Annotated in this window: 22 protein-coding genes; 15 read left to right on the plus strand and 7 right to left on the minus strand. The window is 45.8% G+C overall.

Features of this window, described 5'->3' with window-relative positions; translation table 11 throughout:
- The first annotated feature begins 1 nt into the window (after position 1).
- The 3 genes from xylB (at position 2) to K8U60_RS06185 (ending at position 3,663) form a co-directional block, all read left to right on the plus strand.
- On the plus strand, positions 2-1,501 hold the full coding sequence (gene xylB, locus K8U60_RS06175) for a xylulokinase (protein ID WP_223635851.1): 1,500 nt from the start codon (positions 2-4) through the stop codon (positions 1,499-1,501).
- Positions 1,502-1,578: 77 nt separating this feature from the next.
- Positions 1,579-2,562 carry an aldo/keto reductase gene (locus K8U60_RS06180; protein WP_223635854.1) on the plus strand — a complete coding sequence of 328 codons (984 nt, stop codon included), beginning with the start codon at positions 1,579-1,581 and terminating at the stop codon, positions 2,560-2,562.
- Between the two features lie 84 nt (positions 2,563-2,646).
- Positions 2,647-3,663 (plus strand): Gfo/Idh/MocA family protein, encoded by a 1,017-nt coding sequence (locus K8U60_RS06185; RefSeq protein WP_223635857.1) that lies wholly within the window; start codon positions 2,647-2,649, stop codon positions 3,661-3,663.
- Positions 3,664-3,886: 223 nt separating this feature from the next.
- On the opposite strand, the gene K8U60_RS06190 is transcribed toward K8U60_RS06185, so the two are convergent.
- Entirely contained in the window at positions 3,887-4,804 is a 918-nt protein-coding gene (locus K8U60_RS06190) for a PhzF family phenazine biosynthesis protein (RefSeq protein ID WP_223635860.1), read from the minus strand.
- Between the two features lie 140 nt (positions 4,805-4,944).
- Here K8U60_RS06190 and K8U60_RS06195 point away from each other — a divergent pair, with 140 nt between their 5' ends.
- The 4 genes from K8U60_RS06195 (at position 4,945) to K8U60_RS06210 (ending at position 8,044) form a co-directional block, all read left to right on the plus strand.
- Positions 4,945-5,601 carry a potassium channel family protein gene (locus K8U60_RS06195; RefSeq protein ID WP_223635863.1) on the plus strand — a complete coding sequence of 219 codons (657 nt, stop codon included), beginning with the start codon at positions 4,945-4,947 and terminating at the stop codon, positions 5,599-5,601.
- Positions 5,602-5,749: 148 nt separating this feature from the next.
- Positions 5,750-6,409, plus strand: a complete 660-nt coding sequence (locus tag K8U60_RS06200) for a reverse transcriptase-like protein (protein WP_223635865.1) — start codon at positions 5,750-5,752, stop codon at positions 6,407-6,409.
- 224 nt (positions 6,410-6,633) lie between these two features.
- Positions 6,634-7,431, plus strand: a complete 798-nt coding sequence (locus tag K8U60_RS06205) for a DUF4397 domain-containing protein (protein ID WP_223635868.1) — start codon at positions 6,634-6,636, stop codon at positions 7,429-7,431.
- Positions 7,406-8,044, plus strand: coding sequence for a class F sortase (locus K8U60_RS06210; RefSeq protein WP_223635871.1), 639 nt, complete (start codon positions 7,406-7,408; stop codon positions 8,042-8,044). The genes K8U60_RS06205 and K8U60_RS06210 overlap by 26 nt, the downstream gene beginning before the upstream one ends.
- Positions 8,045-8,096: 52 nt before the next feature.
- Here the strand turns inward: K8U60_RS06210 and K8U60_RS06215 are convergent, their stop codons facing one another.
- Positions 8,097-8,702 (minus strand): TetR/AcrR family transcriptional regulator, encoded by a 606-nt coding sequence (locus tag K8U60_RS06215; RefSeq protein WP_223635873.1) that lies wholly within the window; start codon positions 8,700-8,702, stop codon positions 8,097-8,099.
- A 188-nt stretch (positions 8,703-8,890) separates the two neighbouring features.
- Here K8U60_RS06215 and K8U60_RS06220 point away from each other — a divergent pair, with 188 nt between their 5' ends.
- From K8U60_RS06220 to K8U60_RS06230, 3 genes are all read left to right on the plus strand, one after another.
- Complete coding sequence (locus K8U60_RS06220; RefSeq protein ID WP_223635876.1) at positions 8,891-9,649, plus strand: SDR family oxidoreductase; 759 nt, start codon at positions 8,891-8,893, stop codon at positions 9,647-9,649.
- 179 nt (positions 9,650-9,828) lie between these two features.
- Positions 9,829-10,482 (plus strand): SDR family oxidoreductase, encoded by a 654-nt coding sequence (locus tag K8U60_RS06225; protein ID WP_223635879.1) that lies wholly within the window; start codon positions 9,829-9,831, stop codon positions 10,480-10,482.
- Between the two features lie 109 nt (positions 10,483-10,591).
- Positions 10,592-11,419: an undecaprenyl-diphosphate phosphatase gene (locus tag K8U60_RS06230; RefSeq protein WP_223635882.1), complete on the plus strand. Its 828-nt coding sequence runs from the start codon at positions 10,592-10,594 to the stop codon at positions 11,417-11,419.
- A gap of 43 nt (positions 11,420-11,462) precedes the next feature.
- On the opposite strand, the gene K8U60_RS06235 is transcribed toward K8U60_RS06230, so the two are convergent.
- Complete coding sequence (locus K8U60_RS06235) at positions 11,463-12,344, minus strand: LysR substrate-binding domain-containing protein (RefSeq protein ID WP_223635886.1); 882 nt, start codon at positions 12,342-12,344, stop codon at positions 11,463-11,465.
- 181 nt (positions 12,345-12,525) lie between these two features.
- Here K8U60_RS06235 and K8U60_RS06240 point away from each other — a divergent pair, with 181 nt between their 5' ends.
- A complete protein-coding gene (locus tag K8U60_RS06240) occupies positions 12,526-13,845 on the plus strand; it encodes a GntP family permease (RefSeq protein ID WP_223635889.1) in 1,320 nt (439 codons plus the stop codon).
- 22 nt (positions 13,846-13,867) lie between these two features.
- A complete protein-coding gene (locus K8U60_RS06245; protein ID WP_223635893.1) occupies positions 13,868-14,644 on the plus strand; it encodes a 3-hydroxybutyrate dehydrogenase in 777 nt (258 codons plus the stop codon).
- 75 nt (positions 14,645-14,719) lie between these two features.
- Here the strand turns inward: K8U60_RS06245 and K8U60_RS06250 are convergent, their stop codons facing one another.
- The 4 genes from K8U60_RS06250 to K8U60_RS06265 all read right to left on the minus strand — a co-directional run bounded on the left by K8U60_RS06250 (position 14,720) and on the right by K8U60_RS06265 (position 17,470).
- Positions 14,720-15,094: a spore coat protein gene (locus K8U60_RS06250; protein ID WP_411730345.1), complete on the minus strand. Its 375-nt coding sequence runs from the start codon at positions 15,092-15,094 to the stop codon at positions 14,720-14,722.
- Between the two features lie 33 nt (positions 15,095-15,127).
- The gene (locus tag K8U60_RS06255; protein ID WP_223635895.1) at positions 15,128-15,328 is read right to left on the minus strand and encodes a DUF3231 family protein; all 201 of its coding nucleotides are present in this window, start codon (positions 15,326-15,328) and stop codon (positions 15,128-15,130) included.
- Positions 15,329-15,525: 197 nt separating this feature from the next.
- Positions 15,526-16,299, minus strand: coding sequence for an alpha/beta fold hydrolase (locus tag K8U60_RS06260; RefSeq protein WP_223635897.1), 774 nt, complete (start codon positions 16,297-16,299; stop codon positions 15,526-15,528).
- 619 nt (positions 16,300-16,918) lie between these two features.
- Complete coding sequence (locus K8U60_RS06265; protein ID WP_223635900.1) at positions 16,919-17,470, minus strand: TVP38/TMEM64 family protein; 552 nt, start codon at positions 17,468-17,470, stop codon at positions 16,919-16,921.
- A gap of 205 nt (positions 17,471-17,675) precedes the next feature.
- Between K8U60_RS06265 and K8U60_RS06270 the strand changes: the two genes are divergently transcribed.
- The 3 genes from K8U60_RS06270 (at position 17,676) to K8U60_RS06280 (ending at position 20,858) form a co-directional block, all read left to right on the plus strand.
- Positions 17,676-18,725, plus strand: coding sequence for a YkvI family membrane protein (locus K8U60_RS06270; protein WP_223636041.1), 1,050 nt, complete (start codon positions 17,676-17,678; stop codon positions 18,723-18,725).
- 162 nt (positions 18,726-18,887) lie between these two features.
- A complete protein-coding gene (locus K8U60_RS06275) occupies positions 18,888-19,826 on the plus strand; it encodes a ketopantoate reductase family protein (RefSeq protein WP_223635903.1) in 939 nt (312 codons plus the stop codon).
- A gap of 69 nt (positions 19,827-19,895) precedes the next feature.
- Positions 19,896-20,858: a TRM11 family SAM-dependent methyltransferase gene (locus K8U60_RS06280; RefSeq protein ID WP_223635906.1), complete on the plus strand. Its 963-nt coding sequence runs from the start codon at positions 19,896-19,898 to the stop codon at positions 20,856-20,858.
- Positions 20,859-21,071: the final 213 nt, after the last annotated feature.

Genomic DNA, 21,071 nt, shown 5'->3' on the forward strand with positions numbered 1-21,071 from the left:
TATGAAATATGTTATTGGCGTCGATTTGGGAACAAGCGCTGTGAAGATTTTATTGGTGGATCAGCAGGGAACGGTGGTAGAGACCGTATCAAAGTCCTATCCGCTGATCCATGCAAAAAATGGATACAGTGAACAGGATCCGCAGCATTGGGTGGATGAGACCGCTGCAGGATTGAAAGACTTGTTAAAGACCTTTACTGGGAATGCAGAAGATATTGAAGGCATCAGTTTTTCAGGTCAGATGCACGGGCTGGTGTTACTGGACGACAACAAGGACGTGCTGCGTCCGGCCATTCTATGGAATGATACCCGGACAACTTCCGAGTGCCAACGGATTTATGATGTGGTCGGGCGGGAGCGATTATTGGAGATTACGAAAAATCCGGCGTTGGAAGGTTTTACGTTGCCGAAAATCCTTTGGGTTCAACAAAACGAGCCGGAACTTTTTGCAAAGGTGAAATCCTTTGTGCTTCCGAAAGATTATTTGCGCTACAAACTGACAGATAAGCTGCAAATGGAGTTTTCGGATGCAGCAGGAACCTTGTTGTTGGATGTTACAGAAAGGCGATGGAGCAGCGAAATCTGCGACTTGTTTGAACTTGATGTTACCATGTGTCCTCCGCTAGTGGATTCGCATGAAGAAGTAGGTACTGTTACAAAGGGTTTTGCTGAAGCATCCGGGCTTGCTCTCTCGACCCGTGTTTTTGCGGGTGGTGCGGACAATGCCTGTGGAGCCATTGGTGCTGGGATTTTAGAAGAAGGCAAAACCATGTGCAGCATCGGAACTTCAGGTGTCGTGCTGTCCTATGAAGCCAAGGGCGATAAAGACTTTGACGGAAAAGTCCATTATTTTAACCATGCAGCACCTGGTGCGTTCTACACAATGGGTGTGACTTTGGCTGCTGGCTATAGTTTATCGTGGTTCAAAGAGACATTTGCTCCGGAAGCTTCATTTGATGAACTATTGTCCGGTGTCCATGATGTGCCTGCCGGATCGAACGGCTTGTTGTTTACGCCTTATCTTGTAGGGGAAAGGACTCCACATGCAGACGCTTCGATCCGAGGCAGTTTTATCGGCATGGACGGCTCACATCGCCGAACAGATTTTGCACGTGCAGTTCTGGAAGGGATCACGTTTTCTTTGAATGAATCGATTGCGATTTTCAGGGAAAGCGGCAAAACGATCGATACGATCGTTTCGATCGGCGGCGGTGCCAAAAACGAAGACTGGCTTCAAATGCAGGCAGATGTTTTTGACGCCAAAATCGTTCGCCTAACCAGCGAACAGGGACCTGGAATGGGTGCAGCGATGCTCGCCGCTTTCGGTTGTTCGTGGTTTGAATCCTTGCAGCAATGTGCAGATGTATTTTTGCATGAAGATAAGAGTTATTTCCCGATAGAAGAAAACGTACAGACTTACAGAAAGTTGTTCTCTATCTATCAGGAAGTTTACGAAAAAACGCGTGATTTGAATAGTAAACTTTTGGAATTCCGCAAGTAGTTGCCAAATAGAACCTCAACTCATCAGTTGAGGTTTTTTCTGTAAAGAAAACCAAATCTTACGAAGAGGTGAATGGGATGAATTATCGTCAACTGGGCAAGACAGGAATGGAAATCAGTGAATTGAGCTTTGGGACATGGGCAATCGGAGGTTCTTGGGGAAACACCAATGACGAGCAATCATTAAAGGCGTTGGAATACGCGATGGAAAAAGGCGTAAACTTTTTTGATACAGCAGATGTTTATGGAGATGGGCATAGTGAGGAACTGCTGGGCAAGGCGACAAAAGGGAAACACGACGAAATTCATATCGCTACCAAGTTTTGCCGGGCAGGGGATATCCATGACCCACAGACGTATTCGATGGAACAGGTTTCCAAATACGCCGAAGCGAGCCTGAAGCGTCTGGGACGTGAGCAAATTGACTTGTATCAGATCCATTGTCCGCCGATGGAGATTTTAAAAGACGGCAGTGTGTTCGAAGTGCTGGACAAATTAAAAGAGCAAGGGAAAATTCGTTCTTACGGCGTCAGTGTGGAAACAGTGGAAGAAGGACTCCTGTGTCTTGAAAACCCGAATGTCAGCAGTTTACAGGTGATTTTCAATTTGTTCCGCCAGAAGCCATTGGAAGAACTGTTTCCGAAAGCGATGGAGAAGAATGTGGGAATCCTTGCACGCGTCCCGCTTGCCAGTGGTTTATTGACCGGGAAATTCAAAGTGGATTCACAGTTTGAATCAGACGATCACCGAAACTTTAACCGCGACGGGGAAGCGTTCAATGTCGGAGAAACGTTTGCAGGGGTAGAATTTTCAAAAGGCGTGGAATTGAGTGATCAGCTTGCGTGGATTGCATACGGCAGAGGCAATCGAACACAGGCTGCATTAAAATGGATTCTACAGCAGGAGGCAATCACTTCGGTTATTCCGGGATTCAGAAATGTCGACCAAGCAGAAGATAATCTGAAAGCGCTGGATGCCAAGAATTTCTCACCTCAAGAAATGAAGCGGTTGGCGAAATTCTACGAAGAGCATGTACACCCGGAAATAAGAGGCGTATATTAAAAAAACTTACCGCTAAGAAGCAGAAATGCCTTCTTGGCGGTTTTGTCTAAAGAATCGAGAGCTATAAAAAAAGGAGAGATTTGGATGGAGAAAATTCGTTGGGGTGTATTGAGTACAGCTAATATCGGCAGAACACAAGTGATTCCTGCAATCGGCAGAGCTGGTAATGCCGAAATCATCGCGATAGCGAGCCGAACCGACAAAGTGCATGCGGCAGCTTTAGAATTGGAGATACCGAAAGCCTACGAAAGTTATGAGGAGCTGTTGGATGATCCCGACGTTGATGCTGTCTATATCCCGCTGCCTAATCATCTGCATAAAGAGTGGGTGATTCGTTCGGCACGAAAAGGCAAGCATATCCTTTGTGAAAAGCCGATTGCATTGAATAGAGCGGAATCGGAAGAAATGATTGCGGTATGCCGGGAACACGGCGTGAAGTTGATGGAAGCATTCATGTATCAGCTGCATCCTCAACACGCCCGTGTAAAGGAGATTATCGCCTCAGGAGAAATCGGGGAAATCAAATTGATGAAATCCAGCCACTCGTTTTATCTGCAAAATCGTTCGACGGATATACGGATGGATGCAACGATGGGAGGAGGCAGCATCTATGATCTTGGTTGCTACTCCATTCAAGCCATTCGCCACATCACCGATTCTGAGCCGGCGACAGTTCTGGCTCAAGGGGAAATGGATCCTGAAAAAGGGGTCGATTTGACCGGCATCGTACATATGACTATGGATAGCGGTGTCCACGCCCTATTCGATTGCAGCTTCGACATGACGGGCAGAAATGAATACGAAGTGGTGGGGACAGCGGGCAGCATTAAAGTGCCATTTGCCTTTCGTCCGGATAACAATGGCCATCTAGGTACAGTGGTTATCCAAAAAGAAGGAGTCACACGGGAAGAAAAGATTGAAGGGGATATTTACAAACTGGAAATCGAACATTTTTCCAATGCGATTTTAACGGATTCAGACCCGGTCATTACAGGTGATTCCACCATTAAAAATATGCGGGTTATCGACGCTTGCTATGAATCCTTGAGAACCGGAAAGAAACTTGTTATGCAGGCGGATAATCAGTTTACTCCGGTATGAGTTGAATTGAAGATTGTTTAGACTAATGAAGAACGAAGTGAAAATACGGGAGAAAGCGCTTCCGGTCGCCCGTCTTGCTTGCAATTATCCTTCTGTCGCAGCCATTGGCAGCGAAGTGGAAAGGAAACCGGATTTCCATTTCGCTGCGCACGGCCACCGTTTATCCATTGTTCTAAAAAAGTCAGATAGTCCAATCATGAATCGACTTTTCGTTCAACGGATATTACGGGACATAAAGTTCGCCTTGTCCCACCACAATTGCAGTGCCGCCGATTTTAACTTCCTCGAATTGCTGTTTTTTTCTTGTGACGGTAATGTCGATGAAACTGGGTCTTCCCATTTCAATGCCCTGTTCACTTCGGATAGAGCAGATTTCTTCAGAGCTTTCAATAACATTATGCTCGACAAGAAATGCTCCAAGAGGACCGCAGGCAGCGCCGGTTGCCGGATCTTCCGAAATACCCATGGCCGGGGCGAACATTCGGCAATGGACAGTGGAATCGTCATGTTCGGTTTCAGTGGTAAAAGTGAAGATGTGCTGGCGGGCAGGGTCATTGCTGAAATGGCGTTCCCAGACATCCGTGCGGAAATTGATTTCCCGTATCGAAGCCAATGAGCGGAGGGGGACAAATAGGAATGGCAGTCCCGAAGAAACGGTTTGAATCGGAAAGCGTGTATCCAGCTCGCTTTTCGGCAGCGACAGCAAGTCTGCAACCAGAGCTTGTCTCGTCAAAATTTCACCGAAAACCGGAAGGGGCTGGATCATTTCAACTTTGACGATTTTCTCTGCTTCTTTCCGGACAGATACAGCGATATCTCCTTGACCTTCTTCGATGGTCCATTCAGTTAAGCCGTCCTGCGAAGGCAACATCTTCAAGTAAGCCATAACAAAAGCTGTTCCGATTGTGGGATGGCCTGCTATCGGCAATTCCACTTGAGGTGTGAAAATTCGGAGACTGATCTGATTTTGCTGGTTTTTGGGAGGACAGATAAACGCTGTCTCTGATAAATTGAGTTCATTGGCGATCTGCTGCATGGTTTTCGAATCCAGTCCTGAGCCGTCGTGGAAAACCGCCAAAGGGTTACCACCGAAAGATTGATTGGTGAAGACATCGACTAAAGTATACTTCAAGGTTTTCATAATACCCCTCCTTTATTTGAATAGTAAGGCTTTGTAGTTTCTTTGTATCAGGTAGCGGATAAAAAGTCCAACACCTTTCATTGCATTCCGCCGACTTTGCGAATAAAGTAAATGTAACGAAGCAGAAAAGAGGGAAGCGTGTGAAAAAACAGATTGTGGTCATAGGATTGGGCCGCTTCGGCAGCAGCGTCTGCAAAGAGCTGCACAGTCTCGGACATGAAATTATGGCCATAGATACGGATCCTGAAAAAGTCGATGCTTTGCGGGAGTACGCATCTTTTACAGTAATTGCAGATGCAACAGATGAAAATCAGCTGAAATCTTTGGGTGTACGGAATTTTGAACATGCGATTGTGGCGATTGGAGATAATCTTCAAGCCAGTGTCTTGTGTACCTTGATGCTGAAGGAACTGGGCTTGCCGAAAGTCTGGGTGAAAGCGCGTGATCTGCAGCATGAGAAAATCCTGCACAAAGTTGGAGCGGACCGTGTCATTCAGCCAGAAAAAGAAATGGGGATCAGGGTGGCCCACCATGTCGACTCGGATAAGATTGTGGACTATATCGACCTTTCCCATGACTACAGCATCATCGAGCTGGTGGCTTCCGGAAAAATGGCCAATCGAACTTTAGTGGATCTGAATATCCGTAAAGAATTCAATTGTATTGTGTTGGCTATAAAAAAAGAAGAAGAAGTCAATATTGCCCCAGCAATAGATGATATTGTCGAGCAGGGAAATGTTTTGATCATCATGGGTCATAAAGACGACTTGAAGCGCTTGGAAGATAAAGCATTATAATGTGGTAGACCCGGGCCGGTTCCTCTTTTGGAACCGGCTATTTCTTTTGTCTGAATTAGCCGTTTATCGACATGTTAAAGGGGAATGATATCTACAAGAAAAGTGAGCGGGAAAAGTCGAGACTATTGGAGTGACAGGAGGCTTGAGGATGAAAATCCGCATAGAGTGGACCTATAAAATTCCCAAAGGTGAAGAAGTGGCTTTCTCTTCAGAAGATCTGCCCGCAGAGACCGCCATGGCAGTAGCAGAAGATTTAGAGCGGATGGGCCGGACAAAAAATATTCAGTTTGTAGATCAGTTCGACAGCAGTTGGACAATGAAGGAAATGAAGACTTATTTGAAAGGAATCGAAACAGAACCTCACAACGTAATTGTATATTTTGATGGGGGTTATGATCGAAATACGAAATATGCAGGCATTGGCTGTGTGATCTATTACGAGCAAAACGGCAAATCTTACCGCATGCGCGCCAATACAAAGTTGGATGAGCTGTCCTCCAATAATGAGGCTGAATATGCCGCACTGTATTTCTGCCTGCAGGAACTTGAATACTTGGAGGTCCATCATCTGCCGGTCCGATTTATCGGAGACTCACGGATAGTTGTTAACGGAATGAACAATGAATGGCCGGCAATTGAAGAGCTGCTGGTTCCCTGGGCAAATCGAATTGAGGAAAAAATAACTGAAATGGGAATACAGCCCGAATACGAATTAATACCCCGCAAAGCCAATTCCGAAGCTGATAAGCTGGCAACCCAGGCATTGAACGGTGTATTGATTGCAGCCACCAGCGAAATCATTGCCTAAGGAATGATGTTTTCAGCGATGGTGAATAAGGGAGGAGGCCGGTTTGGAGAGTCACATGTAAAGCTGAGATTCAGCAGGCAGTTCAATAGACGTATAAGCAGTTTAGTTCTTTATATTCAAAAATCAGAATAATCGGTTTATTGCTTGCGGAATTAAGTGGAGTGGGTTATAAATAAGTTGTACAATACTTGTGCAAAAACTACACACATGAAGGAGAGGGAAAAATGAAGAAAATCTTAGTTTCATTCTCTGTTGCAATGGCTCTTGTGTTCTCACTGCTCGCCTCTGGAGTAATGGCAGACAGCCATACCGCTAAAGTCAGAGTGGTTCACGCTTCACCGGATGCACCTGCTGTCGATGTCTATGTCAATGGAGATTTAACACTTGAAGAAGTACCTTTTAAAGCGGACTCGGGCTATTTGGAAGTACCGGCCGGAACACATGATGTAGAAGTTTTTGCAAGTGGAACAGAATACGCTGCAGGTGAAGGCGTATTGCAGGCAGATCTTGCTGTAGAAGCTGGAAAAGCTTATACGGTTGCTGCAGCAAACCTTCTGGAGTCGATTGAATTTGTAGTTGCAGAAGATTCAATGGAAGTAACAGAAGGGCAAACAAAAGTCCGCGTCGGGCATTTGTCGCCGGATGCACCAGCAGTTGATGTTGGCGTAATCGGTGGAGACGCTTTATTCAGCGGAGCGGAATTCCCAGGAATTACGGATTATGCAGAATTGGATGCAGGCACATATGATTTGGAGATCCGTTTGCCGGATGGAACACAGGTATTGCCACTTGAAGGCACTGAATTGGCTGCAGATACTGTCTATAGTGTCTTTGCGGTAAATACGGTCGATTCGCTTGAAGTGATTGCGCTGGTTGACTACGAAGCAGCAGGATCACCGGATGGCATGCCGACTACTGGTCTTGGAACACCAGATCAATCTCAGGCTATATGGTTATTGTTGGGCGGCGCGTTAGTGCTTATTGGAGCCAGCACTCTTGTATGGAAAAAACGGTTTCAATAACAAGCTCCTACTGGTTTTAGTGCTGTTCTTATTAACCGGTTGCCAGCAGCCGGTAGACGAAGTAAGTGTTCGTTCGGAAAATGTGGGATTTACGCTTGATGAACCGGCTGCAGTCACTATTCAGCAGCCGGCACCAGCAAAGAATCCTATCAATGAGTTAAAACGTTCAGGCATACAGCCGACTTCTTTAAAGATTCCTTCAATTGAGCTGGAAGCACAAGTCCAGCATTTGGGGACGACAGAGAATGGTGAAATGGCGGTGCCGAATAATATCGAAGATGTCAGCTGGTTTTCTCCAGGATATCAGCCGGGTGAAAATGGCCGTGCTGTTATTGCCGGACATGTCGACGGTGTTGATGGACCGGCAATTTTCTGGGATCTTTCCGAGCTGCAATTAGGGGACGAAGTCGTGGTGCAGGACAAGGAGCGGACTTTGACGTTCAAAGTCCATACGATGGAGTCCGTACCATTGGATTTGGCGGATGTCTCACAGGTCTTCGGATACACCTCTTCCCCGGAATTGGTCCTGATCACCTGTTCAGGAACCTATGACTTTGATCGGGGGACTCGGGAAGAACGCCTGATCGTCTATGCCAGCCTCACCGAAGAATAAATGAAAAAGATGCCGCCTAATTCCTGAAAAGGAGTAAGGCGGCATCTTTTTCTTAACGCAGGTTTTTCTCTTTAAAGACAGTAATTGCCTCAGCTCTTGGAGTTTGATAAGACAGGATGTTGATCAATTGATCTGCCATTTGTTGAGAGGTGAACTTGAAGTCTCCGCTCACCCACTCAATAATCAAGCCGAACAGAGCGTAAGCGTTATAGCTGCTCAGCAAACTGGGATCAATGCCGGGGGTGGGCATCGGGCTGATCAGCTCTTTTTGGACAAGTTCCTTCAATACTTGGCAAATACGGTTCTGAAAGCCAGGAAGGACATTCGAATTGACAATGATCGTATAGAAACGGGAATAGCGTTCAACGTGATCGAAGATTTTTACAGAGGCAGCTGACAGCTTGCCGACATCGAAGTCTTTTATTTTTACATAAGGCTCCCTGTAGGAATGAATCAAGTCGATCAGAACATCGTCAATCAATTCATTCAAGAGTTCTTCCTGAGTTTGGTAATGCTTATAGAAAGTTCCGCGGTTGAGATTGGCCGAATGGACAATTTCTGTGATGGTAATACTTTTGAATTCTTTTTCTTCCATTAGTCTGATCAATGCTTCTTTTAAAGCCATTTTTGATTTATCGATTCTGCGGTCTTTTTTCATCGGTTGGACCTCACTTTCGTCATTTGTTTTGTGTAACTGCACAAAATCAAATTCGGATGTACGTTAATCAACGTTTAAGGGGTAATTTGTTGATTGATAACTAAAGTATAGGCCAATATACTGGGAGTGTATAGATGAAAGCGTTCTCTTGCATGACAAAATAACGGACGGAAAAGGAGACCTGCAAAATGAAACTCGAAGGAAAAGTAGCTATCGTAACAGGAGCAGCATCCGGAATGGGGAAAGCCATTGCGGAACTTTACGCTAAAGAAGGCGCACAAGTTATCGTTTCCGATATCAATGAAGAAGGCGCAAAAACAGTAGTTGCTGGCATCGTAGAAAATGGCGGTACGGCAATATCGGTGAAAACCAATGTGGGAGAACTTCAAGAGATTGAAGCGATGATTGACTTGGCAGTGAGTGAATATGGAACTTTGGACATTCTTGTCAACAATGCAGGCATCATGGATAATTTCGAGCCGGCTGGAGAAATTGAAGATGCAAAATGGGAACGGATTTTTTCCATCAACACCATGAGTGTCATGCGCGCAACACGTAAAGCATTGCCGATCTTCCTTGAGAAAAACAAAGGCATCATCATCAATATCGCTTCAGCAGGCGGATTATATGGTGCGCGTGCAGGAGCTACGTACACAGCTTCAAAGCATGCTGTTGTCGGCTTTACGAAAAATACCGGTTTCATGTACGCAAAAGAAGGGATCCGCTGCAACGCCATCGCACCAGGCGGCGTAGAAACCAACATCAGCTCCACAATGACGTCCATCAGCGAAATGGGAATGGGACGCATACAGGCTGGAATGGCCTTGAACCCGCGCAATGGCAAGTCAGAAGAAATCGCAAAAGTGGCCTTGTTCTTGGCTACTGATGATTCAAGCTTTGTCAACGGAACAGTCATCACAGCTGATGCTGGATGGACGGCTTACTAAACAATAGAATCCACTTAACCCGTTGCATGAGAATGCAACGGGTTATTTTTATTTTCTGTGCACTGAGTTGCAGTGGTGCGTCATGTGTTTAAGATGCCAATGTATAGGCTATAGTGATGTGGAAGCGGCACAAGATGGATTTGCCAGGAACACCAATCGACTGAAAGGATGTGCGTTTGATGAAAGTGGCGATTATCGGAGCGAACGGGAAAGTGGGAAGTAAATTGGGGAGGATCCTTGCTGAAAGAGGAGACAAGCCTATTGGTTTCATCCGCAAAGCAGAACAGGCTGAACAATTGGAAGCGCAGGGGATCCGAACCGTTACAGCAGATTTGATCGAAACGGAGACGGAAGAATTTGCCCGTCTTCTAAAAGACTGTGACGCCGTGGTTTTTACAGCAGGTGCAGGCGGGGCAGGTGAGGAATTGACGACAGCCATCGACGGGCATGGCTTGGTGAAGATCGCCAAGGCTGCCGAGTTGGCAGATGTTCGGCGATTTCTATTGGTATCCGCCTTTCCGGACGCTGGACGCGGCAAAGACATGCCTGCCAGTTTCGAGCATTATATGAAGATTAAACGGCAGTCTGAAGTCGATTTAGTGAAATCCGCTTTGGACTGGACGATTTTGAGGCCGGGAACTTTAACGGATCAAGAAGGAACCGGGAAAGTGAATTTAGGTTACACCTTGATGTATGACACGATTTCACGTGAAGATGTTGCCCGTACCTTAGCGGTGCTGCTCAACTATCCTAAAACTGCTGGACAGATTTTGGAAGTGGTTCGGGGAGAAGAAACGATCGAGTCAGCAGTAAAAATAAAGGCGGGCAGATGACGATTCGAGCTTCAGAAATAACTGTGGGGAACGCTGCAACCTTTTGAGGGGGTGCAGCGTTCTAGTAGGTCGAGGACTTATTTTATTAAAGAAAGCAGGAACAACAGACATGGATTGGTTTGATTTGCTTAAGGCATTAATTTTAGGGTTTGTGGAAGGCATGACAGAATTCGCTCCGGTTTCTTCTACCGGCCATTTAATCATCGTCGATGATATGTGGCTGAAGTCTCAGGAGTTTTTAGGGAAATATCCAGCAAATACGTTTAAAATCGTCATTCAACTAGGATCCATATTGGCGGTTGTTGTGGTATTTTGGAAACGCCTGTTCAGTTTAGTGGGTTTGTATAAGATTGAAGGGCAGCAGGCAAACGCAAGTTTCAACTTGTTGCATGTCATCATCGGCATGCTGCCGGCAGTGATTTTCGGATTTGCCTTCAAGGATTTGATCGATGACCATTTGTTCGGAGTAGAAACGGTCATTTATGCATTGGTTGCCGGAGCGATTCTGATGATCGTTGCAGACAAGTTCGGCCCGAAAAAGCCGACGGTCAACTCGTTGGATGAAATTACCTATTTCCAGGCATTGAAGATTGGCCTTGTGCAATGTCTGTCATTGTGGCCGGGATTTTCCCGTTCAGGAGCTACGATTTCAGGCGGCGTGCTGTTCGGATTGAATCACCGGGTTGCGGCTGACTTCACTTTTATCATGGCAGTTCCCATCATGTTCGGGGCAAGTCTCGTATCGGTAATGAAAAACTGGGATACGTTGTCGATGGATTATTTATCATTTTACATTGTCGGCTTCATATCCGCTTTTATTTTCGCTTTGATTTCCATCCGCTTCTTCCTGAAGCTGATTTCACGCATCAAACTGATGCCATTTGCCATTTACCGACTGGTGCTGGCAGCTGTGTTGGCGATTATTGTTTTTCTATAGCTACTAACAAAAGGAGCTTCCGTGAGGAGGCTCCTTTTGTGTGTCAAACTTGCGGCAAACTCTTCACTAGAGTAATGAATTCACGTGAAACATACGGGACATAACGGTTTTTCGCCATGATGATGCCAAGTCGCCAAGGGAATGTGTGGGTCAGCGAAATCATTTTGAAGGGGCCATCCTTGACGCGGTCACAAATCAGTTTCGGCATGAGTGTGACACCCAAGTTTTTTTCCACCATACCGACAATGAAATCCCATTGCGAACTTTCATAGGCGATTTTTGGGGTAAACCCTTCGCTGATACAGAATTCAACTGTCCGGCTGTTTAAGGTAAATTCTTTGCTGAGCAGCAGGAAAGGGTCATCTTTAAACTGAATGAGATCCATCAGATCATGGTGAGCCAGGGGATGTGACTCGTGGACCAGCAGTTTGATCTCCTGATCGACAAATGGTACAACATCGAATTTCTCCTTATCGACTGGAAGCATGACAAAGCCTAAATCGACTTCGCCTTCAAATACTTTTCTTTCCACTGTTTTGGCGCCATCCTCTGCAAGCATAATCGTAACGTCTGGATAGGCATGCTGAAATTCAGCTATGATTGTCGGAAAGAACAAAGTACTGATGACTGGAGGAAGTCCAATATTTATTTTCCCCTTTTTCAAGTTCATGACATCATAAAGAGAGGCAGACAAATCATCAAGGCTGTGGATGATTTTCTGTGCCTGTGCATAGACCACTTCACCAGCATCGGTCAAGCTGATTTGCCGGGCGGAGCGGTCAAACAAGATCACCTCCATTTCCTCCTCGAGATTCTTGACCATTTTACTCAGAGTCGGCTGTGTCACATGAAGAGCAAGTGCAGCTTTTGTAAAGCTTTGATGCTTGGCCACTTCTACAAAGTACGTTAATTGACGGATATCCATGACGCCCTCCTTTCCTATAACTAATTGTTATAGAACTTATAGTTATTATTCATTTTACCTATCCTTTTTGGAGTTGTACACTAATGAAAGCAACAAAGGGGTTACGTATTTAGATAATTCAATACTTTTCGGGAGATTAAAGTAAGCGGTTACAAAAAGGGGAATAAAAGGAGGATTTTAAATGTTAAGTATGTTTGGGATGGTTGGGGGACTTGTTTTGCTTATCGTTTTAACGATGAGAGGCATGAATTTACTGATTGCAGGGCCTTTGTCCGCATTGTTTGTAGCAATTTTCAGCGGGTTGCCTTTATTTCCACAACTCGTAGGCGAAGGAGAAGCGAATTTATTAACAAATTATATGACCAGTTTTTCTGGATTTATCACTTCGTGGTTTCCAATGTTTCTGCTTGGGGCAATATTTGGCAAAGTAATGGAAGATAGTGGGGCTGCTGACAGCGTGTCGAGGTGGCTCGTCGGCAAGTTCGGCTTATCAAAAGCGGTTTTGGCGATTGTTATTGCGTGTGCTGTTTTGACTTATGGCGGTGTCAGCTTGTTCGTTGTGGCGTTCTCGGTCTTCCCGATGGCGCTCAGCCTTTTCAAGCAGGCAGATCTGCCGCGCCGCTTTATTCCTGCCGCTTTGGCATTGGGTTCGGTGACATTTACGATGACCTCCGCCGGATCCCCGGAAATCCAAAACTGGATTCCAATTGAATACTTGAATACGACACCGTATGCAGGATGGGAAGTCAGTATTCTAGTAGCTGTCTTTATGGCCGTATTCGGCTATTGGTGGTTAAAGCGGATGATCCAAAAAGCAGTCAATAAGGGAGAGCGTTTTGAAGCGCGCAAGACGGATCCGATCGTGGAAGATCGAAATCTGCCAAATCCATTGATGGGCTTGATTCCATTGCTTGTGGTTCTGGCAATTTCTTATATTTTCCATGATTCCTTAATGACATCCGCTTTGATAATTGCCTTACTTGGGGGCGTCATTACAACCTATTTATTGAATCGCAAATATTTCCTGAACTTGGGCAAGGCCCTGTCTGAAGGGACAATTGGGGCATTAATTGCAATTGGCAATACCGCTGCTGTAGTTGGGTTCGGCGGAGTGGCTAAAGCGGTACCGGCTTTTCAAACAGCCGTCGATGCCATGACCAATATCCCAGGAAGTCCATTGATCGGTGGAGCCATAGCGGTCAGTGTTATTGCAGGATTAACCGGTTCTGCTTCGGGCGGACAGGTTATCGCCTTGCCGCTGCTTGCTCCTCACTATATCGATATGGGTGTCAATACAGAAGCTCTGCACCGGACAATTGCGATTTCATCCGGAGCTCTTGATTCATTGCCGCATAACGGTTATGTCGTAACGACAATTCAAGGGATCTGTGGTGAGACACATAAAGCCGCTTACGGAGCTGTCGGCGCGGTTACGGTCATTGTGCCATTGCTGGGATTGGCTATCGCTATTGTGCTGTTTACACTTGGACTTGGAATTTAACTCTAGCTTGGGAGGGATAGTTTTGGTAGAGAATAAAGTCGTATTAATAACAGGTGCCGCCAGCGGAATCGGTTATGAAATCAGCGCTGATTTTGCGGAAGCCGGTGCGAAAATTGTGTTGTCGGACATCGATGAACAAGCGGTAAAGAAAGCGGCAGAAAGCTTAAAGTCAAAAGGGCTGGACTGCATCGGCATTAAATGTGATGTGACGGATGAAGAAGATATCAAAAAAACCATTCATGAGACGGTTGCCCATTATGGATCGCTTGATGTGCTGATTAATAACGCGGGAATGCAGCACATTGCGCCGCTGGAAGAATTCCCTACTGAAAAATACGAGTTGCTGATCCGGATCATGTTGATTGCCCCGTTCATTGCTACGAAGCATGCGTTTCCAATCATGAAAAAACAAGGGTCAGGACGCATCATCAATATGGCGTCCATCAATGGGCTTGTCGGATTTGCAGGGAAAGCTGCCTATAATAGCGCCAAACACGGCGTCATCGGCTTGACTAAAGTGGCAGCGCTTGAAGGCGCGGAACACGGAATCACCGTTAATGCTATGTGCCCGGGCTATGTGGATACGCCGCTGGTCCGGAATCAGATGGACGATTTGGCGAAGACACGCAATGTCCCGATTGAAAAAGTCTTTGAGGAAGTCCTGTATCCATTGATTCCTCAAAAAAGGCTGTTGGCCGTCAAAGAAGTTTCGGATTATACGATGTTCCTGGCCAGTGATAAGGCATCGGGCATAACCGGACAAGCCGTCGTTCTCGACGGTGGCTATACAGCTCAATAATGACGAACAAATAACCCCGTCCGGCATAGTTGCCGGACGGGGTTATTTGTAGGACGCTCGGAGCGGTTCTAACCATTAAACAAAATTCTTATTTTTGATCAGTTCCAGCGCGACATCCGCCTTTTTAAGGTCATGTTCGACTTGTTCCTCGATATTATAGGCATGGTACATGTCGTTTTTGATCATATACTGTGCAATTTTATCATGCGTATCGATCGCGAGATCCAGCTCCCGGCGCAATAAATTCTTCACTTCCGGAGTCGCGGTTTCGGTGATGGCCACAGCCAGATTTCGCACAGCTGCTTTTGAAGTAACCAGGAAATCTGTAGCGATGGCCATATCATCAAGCAGCGACCCGGGAATCGCTAAATTGTCTTCTTTGATTTTTTTCTTGGCATCGCTTTTTTTAGCAGTTGATTTTTTTATTTTTGTGTCGGCTTTCTTTGCCATAAGATCCTTCCTTTCAAATCGAATGCCTGCAGTCTACTTTTGTGAATCCGCCAGTAATTTGCGTAAATCCCTGATGGCCTTTTTCGACAGTTCAAGGTCTTCTTCCAGAATCGCTTTCAGCTCCGGGTCTTTTGCCAATCCGCTGAACACTTTGTTTTTGGCCACACAGGCTGTTTTGAAAGTAAGCACTTCATGGACTTCAAGCTTTTCATGCATTGCCAGTTCCTTCGCCATGTTTTTCCCTCCTGCATATGATGAATGCTAATTAACCTTTACCCGTTCCTTCAATTTTAAACCGCAGACAAGTCTTCCAACTGTCCGAGTCATTACGCGCAATAAAAAAGCTTCCCAAGGGAAGCTTTTGAGCAATCGGAGCTTATCAGGATCTCCTGTAGACAATCGCTCCTTTTTTAGTGGGAAGAGTAGGGAGATTACTCCAGAAAATTTTCTGCAATCCCTAGAAACAAATCAGCTTGTTCAACATTGGGTGCATGACCAGAGCGTTTGAATTCCATAAAGGTGGCATCTGGGATGGAGACTGCTGTTTCACGCCCTTTTTCAGGAGGATTCAACCCGTCGAATTTGCCGCTGATGACCAAGGTTTCAGCAGTAATGTTGAAAAGCTGCTGGCGAAAATCGAATTCCTTCAACGCATCAGAAGCAGTAATTTGTTCCTGCATCGTTAGTTGGCGGCTGTTTTGGGCTGTTTTACTGAGCCATTCATCGATCTTTTTTTGGTTATAGTAAATATAACTTGAGGAAGCGCTGAATTTGTCAAGCATATTTAAGCCATCGAACTTTTCAGGATAGCGGGCAAATAGCTCGGCCATTGAAGATTGTTCCCCAAAGGATTTTGTGGCAACCAAAATAAGCTTATTGACCCGCTCCGGATTTTGTGTGGCAATCCCTTGCGCAATATAGCTGCCCATTGACACGCCAAGAATATCGACGGAGTCCAGTGCCAAATGGGAAAGAAGGGCGATGGCGTCTTCTATATGATCCTGCAATGTGTACTGTTCAAGGCGGCTTGAATTACCATGGCCGCGTGAATCCAAGGCGATAACACGTCGCTGGTTTTTAAAAAATTTGATTTCTCGGTAAAACATCGCAGAGTTGCTTGTCAAACCGTGCAGCAGCAACAATGGATGGCCTTTTCCGGTGTCTTGATAAAATAATTCAATTCCATTGCGGTTGAAAACGGGCATAATCATTCTCCTTTTCAGTAAACAGCTTGGGTCTCATGTCTGCTATACCCTATCATTAATAAATTATGAGTTTTAGGCAAGAAAAAAGCACAACAAAGTTGTGCTTGAGCTTGTAGACAAAAGAATATTGATGTCTTCTAAAGAATGAAAACATATTTCATCCTGTTTATACCGGATCCTGCGCTTCAGGCGGACGCTTTCCACGGGCTCGCGCCGAACTAACTCGGACTGGCGCCCGAGTGGATTTCGGCACTTCGCTGTCCCCGCAGGAGTCGCCGCCTTGCGCTCCGGATCCTTGAGTGAAGGGTTTACCAGGTTTGTAGAGACTACATTTCCTGATATTGACTAGCAAGCTTCACTCTTTGATTGAAGCAACATGCCCCCAAGCGGGCTGGCCACGAAGACTCCTGTGGGACAGCGAAAGCTGAAGACCCCGCAGGAACGTAGTGACGAGGAGGCTGAAGCTGAGCCCACGGAAAGCGAAGTGGCTGGACCGGTTGGGGATTATGCACCGCTATACATTTTGGTCAGGCTTTGTCTACAGTCTGAAGCACAACAAAGTTGTGCTTAACGCTTCCCAAGATTTCTATAATGCTCAGCTGGTTGAAGTTTTCCTGGGTCAATTGGATTGGGTTCTGGAATTTTGCCATTTTTCGATAAAGCTGAAGATGGCCGCAAGCAGCAGGAACATACTGACGGTTGTATACCAGGGGAATTCCGAGATGGCCTGGCCAAAAGCGGTATATAGGATGGCCGGGGCAATCAGGCCCAGTGCAGATATGGCCATATATTCTTTCAGTGACTTGGTCATTTCCATCAAATATAGGGACAATAGATGGAAATGGACAAAAGGCATGATGCGAAGGATCATTACTTGGGCAACCGATAAGGTGCGATCAGGAAAAATCTTATCTTTCAGCCGGGACATCTTATCCCTGAATTTCGGGAATTTATTGACCAGCAGATAAGATACCCAGCTCATTAAAGTCAACCCGATAAACGACAGCACAGCTCCTTCAAAGAAACCAAAAAGGAATCCTCCGGCAATGCACACTGCAATAACCGGCAAGAACAATAGCGGACGCAATAAATGCAATAAAACAAAAAGGAATGGGGCCAGCCAGCCGACATTGTCCATGAATACTTCGAGGGATTGATCGAATTGCTCCATACGATTCCGACCTCTCTAAATGTGTTTGCTAATAAGGTAGGATAATCCAAAAAGCCTTTAAAAGCAAGAACTATGAAGTTTTTCCCGCGATTAATGTTTAGGGTCTGTGGCAAGGGGAATAAAAAAATGATCTAGTCACATAAATAATCAGTGCCTTATTTTATTTTTTATAAAAAGGAGCAAAAAACGACGGAAGGAAGAGATGATGAAGCGAAGTTTGAAATTAGCAAGTGCATTTATCGGAATAGTAGTAGGGGCAGGCTTTGCTTCCGGACAGGAGATTCTCCAGTACTTCACCAGCTTTGGTTATTGGGGATTTGGAGCTGTCCTGTTGGCGACGGCGTTGTTCGGTTATTTGGGAATGGTATTAATGCGTCTGGGCAGCCGGATGCAGACCATTTCACATGAAGATGCAGTGTATGCCATCAGCGGCAAAGTCCTTGGGAAAATAATCGATTACACGTTGATTTTGACTTTGTTTGGAATTCTGGTCGTCATGATTGCTGGGGCAGGGTCGATTTTCTCCCAGCAATTTGGCCTGGCTCCAGCTTTTGGCCGCACTCTTATGGTTATCCTCGTCATTTTTACCATCATGTTGAATGTTAAAAAAGTCATTACCATCATCAGCAGTATAACGCCGTTTTTGGTCTTATTAGTAGTAGGAATCACGATCTACAGTTTGTTGACGATGAATTCAAGTTTTGCAGAATTGGAGCCGGTCGCCAGAGAACAATTGTCTTCGACGCCTCATTGGCTGTTGTCGGCCATCAATTATGTGTCGTTGGCCATCGCGCTTGGTGCATCGATGTCACTCGTTATGGGCGGAGCAGAGAAAGATGAAAAAGTTGCAGCCCGCGGCGGGTTGATTGGTGGACTTAGTTTTGGTCTGCTCATTCTCTTGAGCTATTTTGCGATTTTTGCAAAAGTCGATGTAGTCGGTAGTTCGGACCTTCCAATGCTGGCTCTTGCCGATAACATTTCTCCGGTACTCGGAATCATTATGGCCATCGTTATTTTTGCGATGATTTACAATACGGCAGTCAGTTTACTCCTGTCATTTTCAGCCCGTTTCATGAAGATGGGGACAAACCGTTTCCGCGTTTTCGTCATCGTTTCGGGGGCAATCGCATTCCTCTTGAGCTTTCTTGGGTTCACCGCACTCGTCAACTGGTTTTATCCGGTTGTCGGTTATCTCGGTCTTCTGCTGGTAGGATCTCTTGTAGTTGCAGATATACGCAAAGTCGGAAGAAAATAAGTGGTGAAAATCGGTGGCCTCCTTGTAGAGGCCGCCGTTTTTTATGCTGTGTATACGGTCGGAAGCTGGATCCATTGAACGAAAAAGTCAGGTTGAAGTTTCTCTTTATGGTATATTCAGGCTAGCCAGCAGCAGGTGAAGCTGCTTGAAAAGAGGGGTTTTATGAAAATATTGGTGGTCGGTGCAGGGGCAATGGGCAGTTTGTTTGGCGGACGCCTAAAAGCTCAGCACGATGAAGTGCTTCTCTATAATAGAAATAACCCGCATGTGGAAAAAATCAATCACAGCGGATTGACGATAGTCGAGCGTGACAACAAAGAGACGACAGTTCCCTTGACTATTGTGCAGGGAATTTCAAAAACAGATGGTTATGATGTGGTCCTGGTACTGGTGAAAGCCCATGCCACGAGAGCCGTACTGGAACCGATGAAGGATTCTTTTTCTTCACAGACTTTAATCATCACCATGCAGAATGGGCTTGGAAATCTGGAAGTGATAAAAGAACTCTTTCCGGATAATCCGGCGGTTGCTGGGACGATGGGCTGTGGTGCAAGTGTGGAACGTGATGGGCGGATTCTTCACCGCGGCTGGGGGAAAAATTACATCGGCCAGGCTGTGGACGCCGATGCACAGAAAAAACTGCTGGAATTCACCGAAATGCTGAATCGCTCGGGACTGGAAACCGAGTTGGCGGAAGATGTCCAAACCGTCATCTGGAATAAACTATTCGTCAATGTTGCCTATAATTCACTGACCGCCCTGTCACGATTGAGAAATGGGGACATCCTGAATACCGATGAAGGACTGGCATTAGTGCGGAATGTTGTCAGTGAAGCGGTTCAAATAGCGAAGGCGGAAGGCATCTCTGTGGATGAGGAAGAAGTTATCGCAAAATGTATACAGATGGGCCGAGAAGATATCGGTGCCAATAAATCTTCCATGCTGATGGATGTTTTACATAAGCGAAAAACAGAAATTGATGCCATCAATGGAGCTGTGGCAAAGCTTGGCAGAAATCACGGCCTCAGTACTCCATACAATGAAATGATTACGAGGCTCATTAAAGTCATCGAAGCGAATTATGACCTTCAAGTCGACTAACTTTCAATGGATTCTGCTATACTTATGAGATATTGTCCTGAACAAAAGGGCAGATAAGGACGGGATGAATTGAATCAATTAACTGCAACAGGCGACTATATTTATACGTACGCCTATACGAATGATGAAAAAGCATTATGCCAATTGGAAATGCGGTCTTTTTTCGGAAAAGATACCGATGAAAAAATAGTTAAGAGCGGGGTAGCCGTTGAGCCGAGCCGAAGTCCGTTCATCAAAGAGCGGATCGAATTGTTTTTTGAAGGGAAGACCTTGCAGGAAATCATTGAACAATCTGCTGGAGTAGATATGGGCGAAGCGACATTCAAAGTGATCTTTTTGAAGATCAATGGCCTGGCCGAGCAGGATCAGGTGGACTTCTCGGGAAAAAGGGATGTGGAACGGCAGATCGGCTCGGCAATTACCGGCGAGGCGGATGTTCATCATCCCGATGTGACGTTCGGGTTGATTCCTTTTGAAGGCCGTTGGTATTTCGGACGTTATCTCCAAAGTGAACCAGTCTGGTTTCAACATATGAAAAAGCCGCGGGAATATTCAACAGCACTCAGCACGCGTGTGGCCCGAGCTGTAGCGAACATTGCGGTTCCGGAACCGGAAGGCGTCAAAGCCATCGACCCATGCTGCGGCATCGGTACGGTTTTGGTGGAGGCCTTGTCGATGGGCATTGATATTGTCGGACGCGACATCAACCCATTGGTCGTCGAAGGATCCCGGGAGAACATCGCCCATTTCGGCTTGACCGGGGATGTCAATCTCGGTCCGATTGCGGAAGTCGAAGAAAGCTACGATGTGGCCATTATCGATATGCCGTATAATTTGTACACGCATGCGACCCCTGCCGATCAGTTGGCGATACTGAAAGACGCGTATCCTTTCACGGAAAAGCTGCTGGTCGTCACCATCGAGGCGATGGATCATATGGTCGAAGAAGCCGGGTTTGTAGTTACAGACCGCTGCATCGCAAAAAAAGGGCTGTTCCTGCGTGAAATCCTCGTATGCGAGAAAGCTGTTTAATGGAATAAAATCAAGCGCCGCAAATTGCGGCGTTTTTTTATTGGCCAAAAAGTGTAGAGTCATCTTCGGTGTGCAACGGATTGTATTTCTGCTTGTATGGACTGTATTTCATCCATAACGGCATGTATTTCGTACGGTATGAATCGTATTTCACCTTCAAGGGATCGTATTCTGAAAAACGCTGAAAAATAAAGGAGATTTCAACGGAAAATT

Origin of the sequence: Planococcus circulans (genome assembly GCF_020023385.1) — a bacterium.
GTDB lineage: Bacteria > Bacillota > Bacilli > Bacillales_A > Planococcaceae > Planococcus.